10 protein-coding genes are annotated in these 13,743 nt (G+C 66.5%); 5 read left to right on the top strand and 5 right to left on the bottom strand.

Annotation, left to right across the window (positions count from 1 at the left end):
• Positions 1–43 precede the first annotated feature (43 nt).
• Together G6N55_RS20095 and G6N55_RS20100 are read right to left on the bottom strand one after the other, a co-directional pair.
• Entirely contained in the window at positions 44–577 is a 534-nt protein-coding gene (locus tag G6N55_RS20095) for a hypothetical protein (RefSeq protein ID WP_085223327.1), read from the bottom strand.
• Positions 578–623: 46 nt separating this feature from the next.
• On the bottom strand, positions 624–1,706 hold the full coding sequence (locus G6N55_RS20100) for a ferredoxin--NADP reductase (protein ID WP_085223329.1): 1,083 nt from the start codon (positions 1,704–1,706) through the stop codon (positions 624–626).
• A gap of 155 nt (positions 1,707–1,861) precedes the next feature.
• On the opposite strand from G6N55_RS20100, the gene hsaA reads away from it, so the two are divergent.
• The 4 genes from hsaA to hsaB are packed head-to-tail and all read left to right on the top strand — an operon-like array spanning position 1,862 to position 5,413.
• Entirely contained in the window at positions 1,862–3,046 is a 1,185-nt protein-coding gene (hsaA, locus tag G6N55_RS20105) for a 3-hydroxy-9,10-secoandrosta-1,3,5(10)-triene-9,17-dione monooxygenase oxygenase subunit (RefSeq protein ID WP_085223331.1), read from the top strand.
• 3 nt (positions 3,047–3,049) lie between these two features.
• Positions 3,050–3,934 (top strand): 4,5:9,10-diseco-3-hydroxy-5,9,17-trioxoandrosta-1(10),2-diene-4-oate hydrolase, encoded by an 885-nt coding sequence (gene hsaD / locus G6N55_RS20110; protein WP_085223333.1) that lies wholly within the window; start codon positions 3,050–3,052, stop codon positions 3,932–3,934.
• Positions 3,931–4,833, top strand: a complete 903-nt coding sequence (gene hsaC, locus G6N55_RS20115; RefSeq protein ID WP_085223335.1) for an iron-dependent extradiol dioxygenase HsaC — start codon at positions 3,931–3,933, stop codon at positions 4,831–4,833. The genes hsaD and hsaC overlap by 4 nt, the downstream gene beginning before the upstream one ends.
• A 13-nt stretch (positions 4,834–4,846) precedes the next feature.
• Complete coding sequence (hsaB, locus tag G6N55_RS20120; protein ID WP_085223337.1) at positions 4,847–5,413, top strand: 3-hydroxy-9,10-secoandrosta-1,3,5(10)-triene-9,17-dione monooxygenase reductase subunit; 567 nt, start codon at positions 4,847–4,849, stop codon at positions 5,411–5,413.
• A gap of 297 nt (positions 5,414–5,710) precedes the next feature.
• Here hsaB and G6N55_RS20125 read toward each other — a convergent pair whose 3' ends face one another.
• The 3 genes from G6N55_RS20125 to G6N55_RS20135 all read right to left on the bottom strand — a co-directional run bounded on the left by G6N55_RS20125 (position 5,711) and on the right by G6N55_RS20135 (position 12,664).
• The gene (locus G6N55_RS20125; protein ID WP_085223339.1) at positions 5,711–6,154 is read right to left on the bottom strand and encodes a YybH family protein; all 444 of its coding nucleotides are present in this window, start codon (positions 6,152–6,154) and stop codon (positions 5,711–5,713) included.
• Entirely contained in the window at positions 6,154–9,360 is a 3,207-nt protein-coding gene (locus G6N55_RS20130; RefSeq protein ID WP_085223341.1) for a Kelch repeat-containing protein, read from the bottom strand. Before G6N55_RS20130 ends, G6N55_RS20125 begins: the two co-directional genes overlap by 1 nt.
• Before the next feature lie 175 nt (positions 9,361–9,535).
• Positions 9,536–12,664, bottom strand: a complete 3,129-nt coding sequence (locus tag G6N55_RS20135; RefSeq protein ID WP_232078799.1) for a serine/threonine-protein kinase — start codon at positions 12,662–12,664, stop codon at positions 9,536–9,538.
• A gap of 164 nt (positions 12,665–12,828) precedes the next feature.
• Between G6N55_RS20135 and G6N55_RS20140 the strand changes: the two genes are divergently transcribed.
• Positions 12,829–13,659: an arylamine N-acetyltransferase family protein gene (locus G6N55_RS20140; protein ID WP_085223343.1), complete on the top strand. Its 831-nt coding sequence runs from the start codon at positions 12,829–12,831 to the stop codon at positions 13,657–13,659.
• Positions 13,660–13,743: the final 84 nt, after the last annotated feature.

Raw genomic sequence — 13,743 nt, forward strand, 5'->3', positions numbered from 1 at the left:
CGACAAAGTTAGCCGAACGTTGTGGAGGCTGGCCTACGGCGCGCTACGAGAACGTCGTCACCGCGCAGGTGCTCGGCGAGGTGATGTTGACCCCGCTGTAGACCACCTGGATGTGCGTGCAGGTGATGACGTTGACGTCGGTCTTGGGCTGGCCCGTGCCCCAATCAGTGGAGTCGATGCGCCCGGTGGTCTGGTACTTGTCCGGCGGCCCGTCGCCGAAGTAGACCGTGGTGATCTCGTCGGTGCCCATGGATTTCATGACCCGCTCATATTGCCCGTTGGCGTGCGCGTCAAGGTAGGCCATCCGGTTGTTCGACCGGATCTCGGTGGTCTGGCGCGCCCACAGCCCGGGCGGGAAGCCGATCACTCCGTCGGGCGTGCGGGTGTCGGCGCCCGCGACGAAGTCGCAGTGGCCGTCGGATTTGAAGCAGTTGAGGAACATGTGCGTTTCCAGCTGGTTGGGGCCGTCCAGCGGGAACAGCGTCGTGGCGGTGTTGCTCGCCGCCCCGGCCAATGGCGCGGGCAGGAACGTCAGCATTAGTCCGACGGCCGCCAAGCCCGTTACCGATCGCATCATCGGCGCTTCCTTCCATCGAACCCCCGAGCAGAACTCAACTCCGCGACTATTCGTCGTAAGTGACTTCTACCGAATCAGATTCCGGGTGAGATTGACAGGCCAGAATTAGCCCCTCGTCGAGATCCTGCTGCTCGAGCACGTCGTTGATCTCCATGCTGACTTTGCCGCTGCGCAGCGTGCAGGCGCATGCCCCGCAGTGACCTTCCCGGCAGGAGAACGGCGCATCGAGGCCTTTGGCGAGCAACACGTCGAGCAGTTTGGCGCTGCGCGGCCACGACACGGTGTGGGTTTCGCCGTCGAGCTCGACGACGGCGGTGGCCGGCGGCTGGTCGCCCTCCTTGGCGTCCTCGATCGTCACAGCGGCGAACGGATCGGAATCCAGCGACTTGAACACCTCGATATGCACCTGCGGCGCAGGCACTTTCAGCGTCTCCAGCGCCTGGCGAGCGGCGTCCATGAACGGGCCGGGCCCACAGATGAAGGCGTGCCGGTCGGTGAACGGCGCGGCCAGCTTCGCCAGCGCGGCCGCGCTCGGCAGCCCCTGCACCGATTCCAGCCAGTGCAGCACGGTGAGCCGGTCGGAATACTTGGCGGCCAGCTCGCGCAGCGCGTCGGCGAAGATCACCGAGCTTTCGTCGCGGTTGGCGTAGACCAGCGTCACCTGCCCGCTGCCTTCGGAGAGCGCCGACTTGCAGATCGACATGATCGGGGTGATGCCGCTCCCCGCGGCCAGCAGCAGGAAGTCCTGGTCGAGCGTCTTGGGGACGAAGTTGCCCGACGGGGCCAGCACGTGGATCCGCATGCCCTGCTTTGCGTTGTCGCAGAGCCAGTTGGACGCGTAGCCGTCGGCGGTTCGCTTGATCGTGACGGACAGGGCGTCGTCGGTGAACGGCGAGCTGCACAGCGAGTAGCAGCGTGCCACCGAACCGGTACGGTCGCTGGGCACCCGCAGCGTCAGGAACTGGCCCGGCGCGTAGCGCAGCCGCTCCGCCGGGATCTCGGGATCGCCCGACTCGTCGGGCACGGCGAACACCAGCGAGCGCGCGTCGTCGGTCTCCGCGACGACCTCGGCGATCTGCAGTTCCAGGACGTGGTCGCCGAGTGGCTCGTCCAGATCTGCTTCCGTCAAGACCCGCCCTCCCTTCCTGACAACTAGAACATGTTACAGAAAACCCGATTTATATCGCTACCAGGCGCAGGAATACCCTGCTCGACACAAATCAGAACATGTTCTAGTCTGCTGTGTAAGTCCACTGAGTAGTCCAGCCCAGGAGGCAAACCTAAGTGACGTCCATTCAACAGCGTGACGCGCAGTCGGTCTTAGCGGGGATCGACGATCTGCTCCCGAAGTTCCGGGAGCGCGCTCAGGCGACAGAGGACCTGCGCCGGCTGCCCGATGAGACCGTTGCCGAACTCGACGAGGTCGGCTTCTTCACCCTGCTGCAGCCCGAGCAATGGGGCGGTCTGCAATGCGACCCCTCGCTGTTCTATGAGGCGGTGCGGCGGATCGCCAGCGCGTGTGGTTCCACCGGCTGGGTGAGCTCGATCATCGGCGTGCACAACTGGCACCTGGCGCTGTTCGACCAGCTGGCCCAGGAGGAGGTCTGGGGCGAGGACCCCAAGACCCGGGTCTCGTCGTCGTATGCCCCGATGGGCGCGGGCGTGGTGACCGACGGCGGCTATCTGGTCAACGGATCGTGGAACTGGTCCTCGGGCTGCGATCACGCCACCTGGGCATTCCTCGGCGGACCCGTCATCAAGGACGGTCGCCCCGTCGACTTCGGCAGCTTCCTGATCCCGCGCAGCGAGTACCGCATCGACGACGTGTGGCATGTCGTCGGCCTGCGCGGCACGGGCAGCAACACCGTCGTGGTCAAGGACGTCTTCGTGCCGCGGCACCGGTTCCTGTCCTACAAGGCGATGAACGACGGCACCGCGGGCGGGTATGAGACCAACACCGCCGCCGTCTACAAAATGCCTTGGGGCACAATGCATCCCACCACCATCTCGGCTCCGATCGTCGGGATGGCCTACGGCGCGTACGACGCACACGTCGAGCACCAGGGCAAGCGGGTGCGCGCGGCGTTCGCCGGCGAGAAGGCCAAGGACGACCCGTTCGCCAAGGTTCGCATCGCCGAGGCGGCCAGCGACATCGACGCCGCATGGCGGCAGCTGAGCGGCAACGTCGCCGACGAGTACGCGCTGCTGTCGGCCGGCAAGGAGATCCCGTTCGACCTGCGCACCCGCGCCCGTCGCGACCAGGTGCGCGCCACCGGGCGTGCGATCGCTTCGATCGACCGGCTGTTCGAGGCCTCCGGTGCCACGGCGCTGGCCAATGACCAACCGGTGCAACGGTTCTGGCGGGACGCGCACGCAGGCCGGGTGCACGCGGCCAACGATCCCGAGCGGGCCTACCAGATCTTCGGGAACAACGAGTTCGGGTTGCCGCCCGGCGACACCATGGTCTAAGCCGTGACGGCTATCGAGGAGCTGACGTTCGAGTCCACCTCGCGCTTCGCGGAGGTGGACGTGGATGGGCCGCTGAAGCTGCACTACCACGAGGCCGGCTTGGCCTTTAAAGGCAACGGCCAGACCATCGTGCTGCTGCACGGCGGCGGTCCCGGTGCGGCGAGTTGGACGAACTTCTCGCGCAACATCCCGGTGCTGGCTGAGCAATTTCATGTGCTGGCGGTGGATCAGCCAGGCTACGGTCTGTCCGACAAGCGGGCCGAGCACGGGCAGTTCAACCATTACGCGGCGCGGGCGCTCAAAGGCCTCTTCGACCAGCTGGGCCTGGGACGTGTTCCGCTGGTGGGCAATTCGCTGGGCGGCGGCACCGCGGTCCGGTTCGCGCTCGACTATCCCGATCAGGCCGGGCGCCTGGTGCTGATGGGCCCCGGCGGGGTGAGCGTGAACCTGTTCGCGCCGGACCCGACCGAGGGCGTCAAACGGTTGGGCAAGTTCTCCGCAGAACCGACGCGGGAGAATCTCGAGGCGTTTCTGCGGGTGATGGTCTACGACCAGAAGTTGATCACCCCCGAATTGATCGAGCAGCGCTTCGAGTTGGCCAGCACGCCGGAATCGCTGACGGCGACGCGGGCGATGGGAATGTCGTTCGCCGGGGCCGATTTCGAGCTCGGCATGATGTGGCGCGAGGTGCACCGGCTGCGCCAGCCGGTGCTGCTGATCTGGGGTCGCGAGGACCGGGTCAACCCGCTCGACGGCGCACTGGTCGCGCTGAAGACCATCCCGCGTGCGCAGCTACACGTTTTCGGGCAGTGTGGGCACTGGGCACAGGTGGAGAAGTTCGACGAGTTCAACAAGCTCACCATCGATTTCCTGGGAGGCGCGCGATGAGCATTCGCTCTCTGGGCTATCTGCGCATTGAGGCCACCGACATCGCGGCCTGGCGCGAGTACGGGCTGAAAGTCCTCGGCATGATCGAGGGCAAGGGTGCGACGGAAGGTGCGCTGTATCTGCGGATGGATGATTTCCCCGCTCGGCTGGTGATCGTGCCCGGCGAGGCGGACCGGCTGATCGAGGCCGGCTGGGAATGCGCGAACGCCGCTGGCCTGCAAGAGATCCGGAATCGGCTCGACGTCGAGGGCACGCCCTACAAGGAGGCGACCGCCGCTGAACTCGCCGATCGCCGGGTGGACGAGATGATCCGGTTCTCCGACCCGTCGGGCAACTGCCTGGAGGTCTTCCACGGCGCCGCTCTGGAGCACCGCCGGGTGGTCAGCCCGTACGGGCACAAATTCGTCACCGAGGAACAGGGCCTGGGACACGTTGTCCTGACCACCCGTGACGACGAAGAGACCCTGCACTTCTACCGGGATGTGCTGGGCTTCAAGCTGCGTGACTCGATGCGGCTGCCACCGCAGGTGGTTGGCCGGCCCGCGGACGGTCCGCCGGCCTGGCTGCGGTTCCTGGGCTGCAACCCGCGTCACCACAGCCTCGCCTTCATGCCCGGCCAGACCCCCAGCGGCATCGTGCACCTGATGGTCGAGGTCGGAGAGGCCGACGACGTCGGACTCTGCCTGGACCGGGCGCTGCGTAAGAAGGTGCCCATGTCGGCGACGCTGGGCCGCCACGTCAACGACCTGATGCTGTCCTTCTACATGAAGACCCCCAGCGGATTCGATATCGAATTCGGTTGTGAGGGAAGACAAGTCGAGGACGACGATTGGATCGCCCGGGAGAGCACCGCGATCAGCTTGTGGGGCCACGACTTCAGCGTCGGCTTCAAGGGCTGATTCAGGGCCGACCATGACTGCCGCGCCGATTGACCCGCGCACGTTCCGCAGCGTGCTCGGTCAGTTCTGCACCGGGATCACGATCATCACCACCGTGCACGACGACGTTCCGATCGGGTTCGCCTGCCAGTCCTTCGCGGCACTGTCGCTGGACCCGCCGCTGGTGCTGTTCTGCCCGACGAAGGTGTCGCGGTCGTGGCAGGCCATCGAGGCCAGCGGCCGGTTCTGCGTCAACATGCTGACCGAGAGCCAAAAACACGTCTCGGCCCGATTCGGATCCAAAGAACCCGACAAGTTCGCCGGGATCGACTGGCACGCATCAGAACTCGGCTCGCCCATTATCGACGGCTCGCTGGCCCACATCGACTGCACGGTGGCATCCGTGCACGACGCCGGCGACCACTTCGTCGTGTTCGGTGCGGTGCAGTCGCTTTCGGAGGCGCCGAAGATCAAGCCGCGTCCGCTGCTGTTCTACCGCGGCGAGTACACCGGGATCGAACCGGACAAGACGACGCCGGCTCAATGGCGCGACGACCTGGAAGCGTTCCTGACCACGACGACGCAGGACACCTGGCTCTAGCGGTTCAGCCGCGCGTGCCGGGATGTTTGGCAGCGCGGCATTCGGGCAATGTCATTCGCCATGCACGCACCGGCACGGGTATTCCGTGAGCCCGGTGATGGGTTCCCGGTGGCCCGTTGAGGGGGCGGGCCACCGGGCCGATCCTTCACGGATCCCCATATTAGACATATATCAAACAAGCGCCGCAAGCGCCGCTCCCGACGCCGAAATAGCGCCCAACGTGCTCTGGTGGCGGGTTTTCGGCCGGAATCCCGCCACCAGAGCACGTTCGACGAGTGAGAGCGGCGGCATCCGGGCTTAGTGCTGGTAGGTGGTCTCGGTATTGGCGTCCTGGAACATCTCCGAGACGATCAGCCACGATCCATCCTGGTGGCGCTGCAGGGCGCGCAACGAGAAGTTGTCGCGATCCAGCGTGCCACCGTCGACCAGCCCCTGGCCCTTGACCTGTAGGTGCGCGGAGACCAGCACCACCTCGGGCGTCAGCACCCGGAAGCTGGTCTGCGGCGGGCCGGCGAGCTCGCCCCGATTGAAGTTCTCATCCCGGAACAGGCCGCGCAGGTACTCGACGATATCCTCGCGGCCCCGCTTGACCGTCCCGAACGCGTTGACCCAGTCGGCGTCGTCGGAGTAGACACCCAGCAGCGGCTCGGCGTCGCGCTTGTCGAACGCCTTGAGCAACGTCAGCAGTGTCTTGCCGATTGCTTCCTGGTCCGCCGGTGGGAGCTTGGAAAAGTCGGTCACTACATGAAGTCCAGTGCCTCGACGGTCGCGATCGGGCCCTCGTGCGTCGGGCGGTTCGCGCCGCCGATGACATAGACCGTGTTGCCCACCGTGGCCACCACCTCGGCGTGCCGCGGCGTCGGCATCGGCGGCAACGTAGTCCACTTCCCCTGGGCGATGTCGTACATCTCGACGACATTGAGCACCCGGGTCGGCTCTTCGCCACCGACCGCCAGAATCCGGCCGTCGATGTACGTCGCGCCATAGCTTCCCCGTGGCGTCGGCATGCCTGCCAACTTGGTCCATTGACCGGATTGCGGGTCGAACCGCTCCAGCGCCGCGGAGTTCTTATCCGAGGACAGGAACCGTCCGCCGATCGTGTACACGTAGGTGCCATCGGAGACCGCGGCGAGGTGTTCGCGGGGAGTGGGCATGTCGGCGGCATCCTTCCACGAGCTGCCGTCGAAGATCTCGGTCTGCGGGACGAGCTGCTTGGCGTTCTGCCCGCCGACCGCGACGAGTTTGTCACCGGCCACTGCGGCGGCCGGTGCCGCGCGAGCATGCGTCAGCGGCGGTAGCTCCACCCAGTTGCCGCCGCGCAGCGCGAAGACCTTGTTGGACCCCTGGGCGATGTTGTCGCTCGCGCCGCCGAGAATGACCACCTCGCCGCGGAAGGTCGTGGCCGCGGCATGGTGCAGCGGGATGGGCAGTGGCGGCCCGGTTTCCCAGGCACCGGTCTTCGGGTCGAAGCTCTCGACCGTCTGCAGCGCGACTCCGTTTTGCAGGCCGCCCATGATCCAGATCTTGCCGTTGAGCACCGCCCAGGCCATCATCAGCCGGGCGGTCGGCGCGTCCGGCAGGGAACGCCATTGCGCGGCCGGCTGAATCTTGCGGGCCGGCAGCTTGAGCACCTCCGCGGTCGACGTCGGGTCTTTATCGCCGACGGCGCTCGACCCGCCGATCGCGTAGACAGACTTCTCGACCGCCGCGACCGCCATGCCGTGCCGCGGGGTCGACATGTCGGGCAAACCGGACCACGTCTTGCTCATCAGATCGAACACCGAAACGCTCTCGAGGACCTGCCCGCCGGAAATGCCTCCGACGGCGACCAGCCGCCCGTCGGTGATGGCGACGCCAAGATCGCTGCGCGCCTGGGGAAGTGGGGGCAACGTCGTCCAGGTCTTGGCGACCGGGTCATACGCCTCGACGTTCACCTGGTCGGAGTCCCCGGTGGTACCGCCCACGGTGTAGACGAGCTTGCCGTCCGACGCCGCCGCCAGCTGCTGGCGCGGAGTCGGTATCGGAGCGCCGAGGCTCCAGGACGTGCCGTCGAAGACCTCGGTGGTGTTCAGCAGTGCGCCGTTGGTGTCGACACCGCCCGTGACGACGAGTCGGTCGCCTGCGACCGCGGCCGCCGCTCCCGCGCGGGGCTGCAGCAGGTGAGGCATTTCCACCCAGTGGCTGTTGACGACTCGCCAAACCTGATCGGTCGCAACGTTTTTACCACCTACCGACTTCCAGCCGCCCAGCACCACCGGGTTGCCCTGCCAGTTGACCGCCATCGCGTCCTGCACGGGGACGGGTAGATCGTCGCCGCCCTTCCAGCTGTCGATGACGGGGTCATAGCCCTCTTGCAGTGCCGTGACAGCGCCGTCGTTGCGAACCCCGCCGAAAACCCAGATGGTTCCGTCGACCTGCGTCGTCGCCGCCTCAACGCGGGACACTCGATCGTTGGTGATCGGCTTCCACACCACGGGTGCCTGCGTCGTCGGTTGACCCGCGACGGGCTTGGAGTTGTCCTTGTCGGGTGCCAGGCCGAAGTAGAGGCCGCCGACGACCAACAGCACGACGACGACAGCCCCGGCGGCGAGCGCAACGCGATTGCGCTTCTTGCCGGGCTCGGCGAACCACTCCCGCACCTTGACCAGGAGCGGCTTGCGCCAGGAAGGTGGCACCGAACCCGACGCCGCCGGTTGACCAGGACCGCTCGGCGGGCTCATTCCGGAGCCACCGCTCGCCGGTGCCGAAGAACCAACCTGCGCTCGGGTTTCCGCGTTGAATCCGCTGCGCAAAATGTCAGCCGCTGCGGCGAATTCGGTTGGATCGGGGGGGCCGGGCTGCAGAGGCGGTGAAGCGCCACCGATGACGTCGGTCACCTGCCGGGTGGGGCCCAGGTCCGCGGCCGGGGGTGCCGAGCTGGGAACCGGGTCCGCGGCCGCGGGTGCCGAGGGGGGAACGGTCGACGTCGTGCCGTCCGGTGCGGGCGCGACCGCGGTGCCCGCGATCGAAGTCTCCGCGGCGACATTCGGCTGCTTGGTCCCGGTGGTCCCGGTTTCGGTGATCGCCATCGAATCGGGTCGTAAACCGTTGAGCTTCTGGGCGGACTGCAGCTCGCGGCCGAATTCCGCGGCGGACACGGGCCGTTCCGCCGGATCGATTGCCATCGCATGCTCGATCGCCACGCAGACCGCGTCCGGGATTCCCTCCGGACGCATGTCCGGGATCCGTGTCGTGCTGATGCGCAGATATTGCGCGACGAGGTCCTCGTCGTTCTTGCGCTCGTGTGCGGCGCCGCCCGCGATCAGCGCGTAGATCGTGGCGCCCAGCGAGTAGATGTCGGAAGCGACCGTGGCCGGCTTACCGGTCATCACCTCGGGCGCGGTGTAGTCGATTGTGCCGGAGAAGAATCCGGTCGCCGTTTCGTAGCCACCCTCGATGTGGGCGATCCCGAAGTCACTCAGCAGCGGTTCTCCGTAATCGCTGACAAGCACGTTGGCGGGTTTGATGTCACGGTGCAAGGTACCGCTGCGGTGTGCGGTTTCCAGTGCACCGCATAGCTTTACGGCGATTCGCAATGCCTCGGGCCAGGCGGTCGGCCCTTCGCGACGCAATCGGACAGCCAGGGAATCCGAGGCCATGTACGGCATCACGATGTACGGCCGGCCGCTGTCGGTCACGCCGACCCGCAGGATGTTGACGATGTTCGGATGCCCCGAGAGCCCGCCCATCGCATAGCCTTCACGCAGAAAACGCTCCCGGCTCTCTTGATCGATATGCGACGGCAGTACCTTGATCGCGACGTTGCGCCCCAGCGCGGTCTCGTAGGCGCAATAGATCACTCCGGCGCCGCCCCTGGCGACCTGGCGGGCGTCCTCGAATCCAGCGTCGGACAATTCAGCGATGATGCCGCTGGGTGGCGGTGCGTCTGTGGGGGATCCCTCACCCATATTCGTGGCGCTCAACTTCCCCGCGATTGCCGAATTCGCGAGCTCAAGAGTATCGCTAAGTAGCTGCTCGGGGACATGATTCAGCCATGATCAATCGGCGTGAGCCCACCGGGACCGGGTGGGTGCCCGAGGTGAAGGCGCGAAATGACCAGCAAAGGCGTCCTGAACAGCCGCACTAGCTGAATTCGAGGGCCTCGACCGTCGCGACGGGACCCTCATGCGTGGGTCGGTTGGCGCCGCCGATGACGTAGACGGTGTTGCCGACCGTGGCCACCACCTCGGCATGACGCGGGGTCGGCATCGGCGGCAGCGTGGTCCACTTCCCGGCGGTGATGTCGTACATCTCGCCCACATTCAGCACCGTCGACGGCTCTTCGCCACCGAGCGCGACGATCCGGCCGTCGATGTAGGTGGCACCGAAGCTGCCGCGCGGCGTGGGCATGCCCACCAACTTGGCCCATGTTCCCGACCCGACGTCGAACCGTTCGACCGCCGCGGAGTTCTGGTCGCAGGAGAGCAACCTGCCGCCGAGCGCGTAGACATAGGTGCCATCCGACACCGCGGCCAGGTGTTCGCGCGGGGTCGGCAGGTCGGCGGCGTCCTTCCACGAAGTGCCGTCGAAGACCTCGGTTTGCGCGACGAGCTGCTTGTCGTTCTGCCCGCCGACAACCACCAGTTTGTCTCCGACGACCGCCGCGGCCGGCGCCGCCCGGGCGTGCCGCAGCGGCGGTAGTTCCACCCAGTTGCCGCTGCGCAGCGCGAAGACTTTGTTGGACCCGTTGACAATGTTGTCGGTTGTGCCGCCGAGTACGACGACCTCGCCGCGGTAGGCCGCCGCGGCCGCGTGGTGCAGTGGGATCGGCAGTGCCGGTCCTGGTTCCCAGCTGCCGATGCGCGGCTCGAAGCTCTCAACCGTTTGCAGTGCAACCCCGTTGCGCAAGCCCCCCAAGACCCAGACCTTGTTGTTGAGTACCGCCGACGCCATCATCAGCCGCGCGGTTGGCGCGTCCGGTAGCGAACGCCACGCCGATGCCGGCTGGGTCTTGCGGGCCGGCAGTTTGAGCGTCTCCGCCGAGGTGATGGCCTGCTGATCCCCGATCGTCGTCGACCCGCCGACCGTATAGACCGACCGCTCCACCGCGGCGACGGCCATGCCGTGTCGCGCGGTGGCCATATCCGGTAGGCCGGACCAGGTTCTGGTCGTCAGATCGAAGGTGGAGACGCTCTTGAGGACCTGGCCCGACGACACCCCGCCAAGGGCCACCAGACGTCCGTCCGCGACCGTCGCGCCGAGCTCGCTACGAGCTTTTGGTAACGCGGGCAACGCAGTCCACGCTTTCGCGGCGGGGTCATACGCCTCGGCCGTCGCCAGGTCGGCCCCGTTCGTTCCGCCAACCGCGTACACCAGCCGTCCATCCGAGGCCGCGGCCAGCAGCTGCCGAGGGGTCGGCAGTGGCGCGCCGAGCGTCCACGCGTTGCCGTCGAATACTTCGGTGGTATTGAGCAGGGCGCCGTTCGCGTCGACACCGCCGGTGACCACGATCCGATCGCCCACCACCGCTGCCGCGGCCGCGGCCCGGGGTTGCAGCAGGTGCGGCAACTCCACCCAGTGACCGTTCACCAACCGCCAAACCTGATCTGCTGCAACGCTTTTACTGTCCGCAGTCATCCAGCCGCCGAGTACCACCGGGCTTCCCTGCCAGGTGACCGCCATGGCGTGCGAAACCGCTACCGGCAGATCATCGCCGCGCTTCCACTCGTCGATGGCCGGGTCATAGCCCTCGTTTCGCGCGGTGACGGTGCCATCGCTTCGAATGCCGCCGAAAACCCAAACGGTGCTGTCGACTTGGGTCGTCGCCACCGCATAGCGCGCCACCCGCGCTTCCGAGATCGGCTTCCACTGGACCGCCGGCTGCGCGGGGTGAGCGGAGGTCTGCTGGGTACTCGCGGTGGTCGTGCCGTTGTCGCCGCCGGACGGCAGCGCGGCGTAGACGACGCCGCCGACCAGCAGGGCGACCACGGTAGCCGCGCCGGCGGCCAACCCGATCCGACCGCGTTTTTTCCCCGGCTCGGAGAACCACCCGGCCGCCCGCGCCCACAGCGGTGGTTTTCCGCCGGGCGGTCCGGCGGTGCCGGACGAGGTCTCCTCCGCGGCAGCGACACCGTCTGCCGGGTGTGAAATCTCCGGCTGGACTTCGGCATCGTAGACGGCGCGCAGTACGGGCGCCGCATCCGAAAACTCGCTCTGGATAACGGATTCCGACGCGCCGGTGAGCTCCTTCACGGATTCCCGCACCAGGGTGGCCGGAGCAGTCGACGTTGCCTGCGCGCCGTGGTCGCCGGATGCGGCGGTCGCCAGTTGGGAGATCTCCGCGGCCGCGGTCCGTATCGACTGACGACCGGAGTCGGTGATCGCCATCGAATCAGCGGGCAACCCGTTACTGCGCTGCGCGGCCTGGAACTCGCGGCCCAATTCCGCCGCGGACCCGGGCCGCTCCGCGGGGTCCACCGCCATCGCACTTTCGATTGCCGCGCACACGGCGTCCGGGATCCCGGTGGCACGTAAATCGGGGATCGGCGTGGTGCTGATGCGCAGGTACTGCGCGACGAGATCTTCACTCGTCATGCGTTCGTACGGGGCGGCTCCGGCGATCAGGGTGTAGATCGTGGCGCCGAGTGAATAAACGTCGGAGACCACCGTCGCCGGATTGCCGGCCAACGACTCCGGCGGTGTGTAGTCGATTGTGCCGGAGAAGAATCCGCTCGTCGTTTCATAACCGCCCTGGATATGTGCGATCCCGAAGTCGGCCAATTGTGGTTCGCCGTAATCGTTGACGAGCACGTTCGCGGGCTTGATGTCGCGGTGCAAGATGCCGTTCTTGTGCGCGGTTTCCAGTGCCCCACTCAGTTTCACGCCGATGCGCATGGCTTCCGGCCAGGGGATTCGACCCTCGCGGCGCAGCCGCACCGCCAGGGAATCCTCGGCGCAGTAAGGCATCACGATGTAGGGCCGGCCGGTCGACGTGATGCCGACCCGCAAGATGTTGAGGATGTTCGGATGCCCCGAGAGTCCGCCCATCGCGTAACCCTCACGCAGAAAACGTTCCCGGCTCTCGTCATCGAAATTCGCCGGCATCACCTTGATGGCGACCTTTCGGCCCAACGCGCTCTCGTGACAGCGGTAGACCACCCCGGCACCGCCCCTGCCGACCTGGCGAGCGTTGTCGAATCCGGCGGCGGCCAGCTCCTCGGTAATTCCCCCCACTGCCGATGCCGGGCCATCGGTGTTGGGTGCATCAGCCACGGCGGCCAACCTCCTGCGTGAGTGCGACTCGCGGGCTCAAGCGTAACTAAACGGCACCCTGCGCGCGCTGTCAGAGGAACGGTCTCGGCCGGGTATGAATTCGATCCAAACACCTTCTGTCGCCTTGGGTTTCCTGTTGGTTAACCCTCAGTCAGAATGGACCCATGACACTGGATCTGACTGCGTACTTCGACCGCATCAACTATCGCGGTGCCGTCGAACCGACCCTCGATGTGCTGCAGGCGCTGATGACGGCTCACACCCAGACCATCCCGTTCGAGAACCTCGATCCGGTGATGGGCGTGCCGGTCGATGACCTGGGTCCAGACGCTCTCACCGACAAGCTGGTGCACCGGCGCCGGGGTGGCTATTGCTACGAGCACAACGGGCTGCTGGGTTACGCGCTGGCCGAAATCGGCTTTCGGGTGCGACGGCTGGCCGGGCGGGTGATCTGGATGATGGCGCCCGACGCACCAGTACCGGCGCAGACCCACACCGTGCTGGCGGTGACGTTCCCCGGTTCGCAGGGGTGCTATCTCGTCGATGTCGGCTTCGGCGGCCAGACCCTGACGTCACCCATTCGCTTCGAGGTCGGCAACGTCCAGCAGACCACGCATGAGCCGTACCGGCTCGAGGACCGCGGCGACGGCCTGGTGCTGCAGGCGCAGCTGCGCGGCGAGTGGCAATCGCTCTACGAATTCACCACCCAGACCCGGCCGCAGATCGATCTGAAAATGGGTAGCTGGTACGTCTCGACCAACCCCGCCTCGCACTTCGTGACCGGCCTGATGGTTGCCCTGGTCAGCGACGACGCGAGGATCAACCTGTCCGGCCGCAACCTGGCCATCCACCGCGCGAGCGGGACCGAAAAGATCGTCCTCGATGATGCGGCCGCGGTGGTCGATGCCCTGAGCGAACGCTTCGGTATCAACATCGACGACGTCGGCGAGCGCGGCGGGCTCGAAGCGCGTATCGCCACGATTTGCACCAATTGAGCGGCGAGAATCGGCGCCGTGCCCCGGTTTGCAAGGAAACGTTTCCAAGCGGTGTCGACGCCGGAAAAGGGGGTGCGCAAAATG

This window comes from Mycobacterium florentinum, from assembly GCF_010730355.1.
Lineage (GTDB): Bacteria > Actinomycetota > Actinomycetes > Mycobacteriales > Mycobacteriaceae > Mycobacterium > Mycobacterium florentinum.

Coding starts and splice junctions, on each gene's coding strand:
- hsaC (WP_085223335.1), top strand. CDS start 3,931: ATGAGCATTCGCTCTCTGGGCTATCTGCGCATTGAGGCCACCGACATC.
- G6N55_RS20130 (WP_085223341.1), bottom strand. CDS start 9,360: ATGGGTGAGGGATCCCCCACAGACGCACCGCCACCCAGCGGCATCATC.
- G6N55_RS20095 (WP_085223327.1), bottom strand. CDS start 577: ATGATGCGATCGGTAACGGGCTTGGCGGCCGTCGGACTAATGCTGACG.
- G6N55_RS20140 (WP_085223343.1), top strand. CDS start 12,829: ATGACACTGGATCTGACTGCGTACTTCGACCGCATCAACTATCGCGGT.
- hsaB (WP_085223337.1), top strand. CDS start 4,847: ATGACTGCCGCGCCGATTGACCCGCGCACGTTCCGCAGCGTGCTCGGT.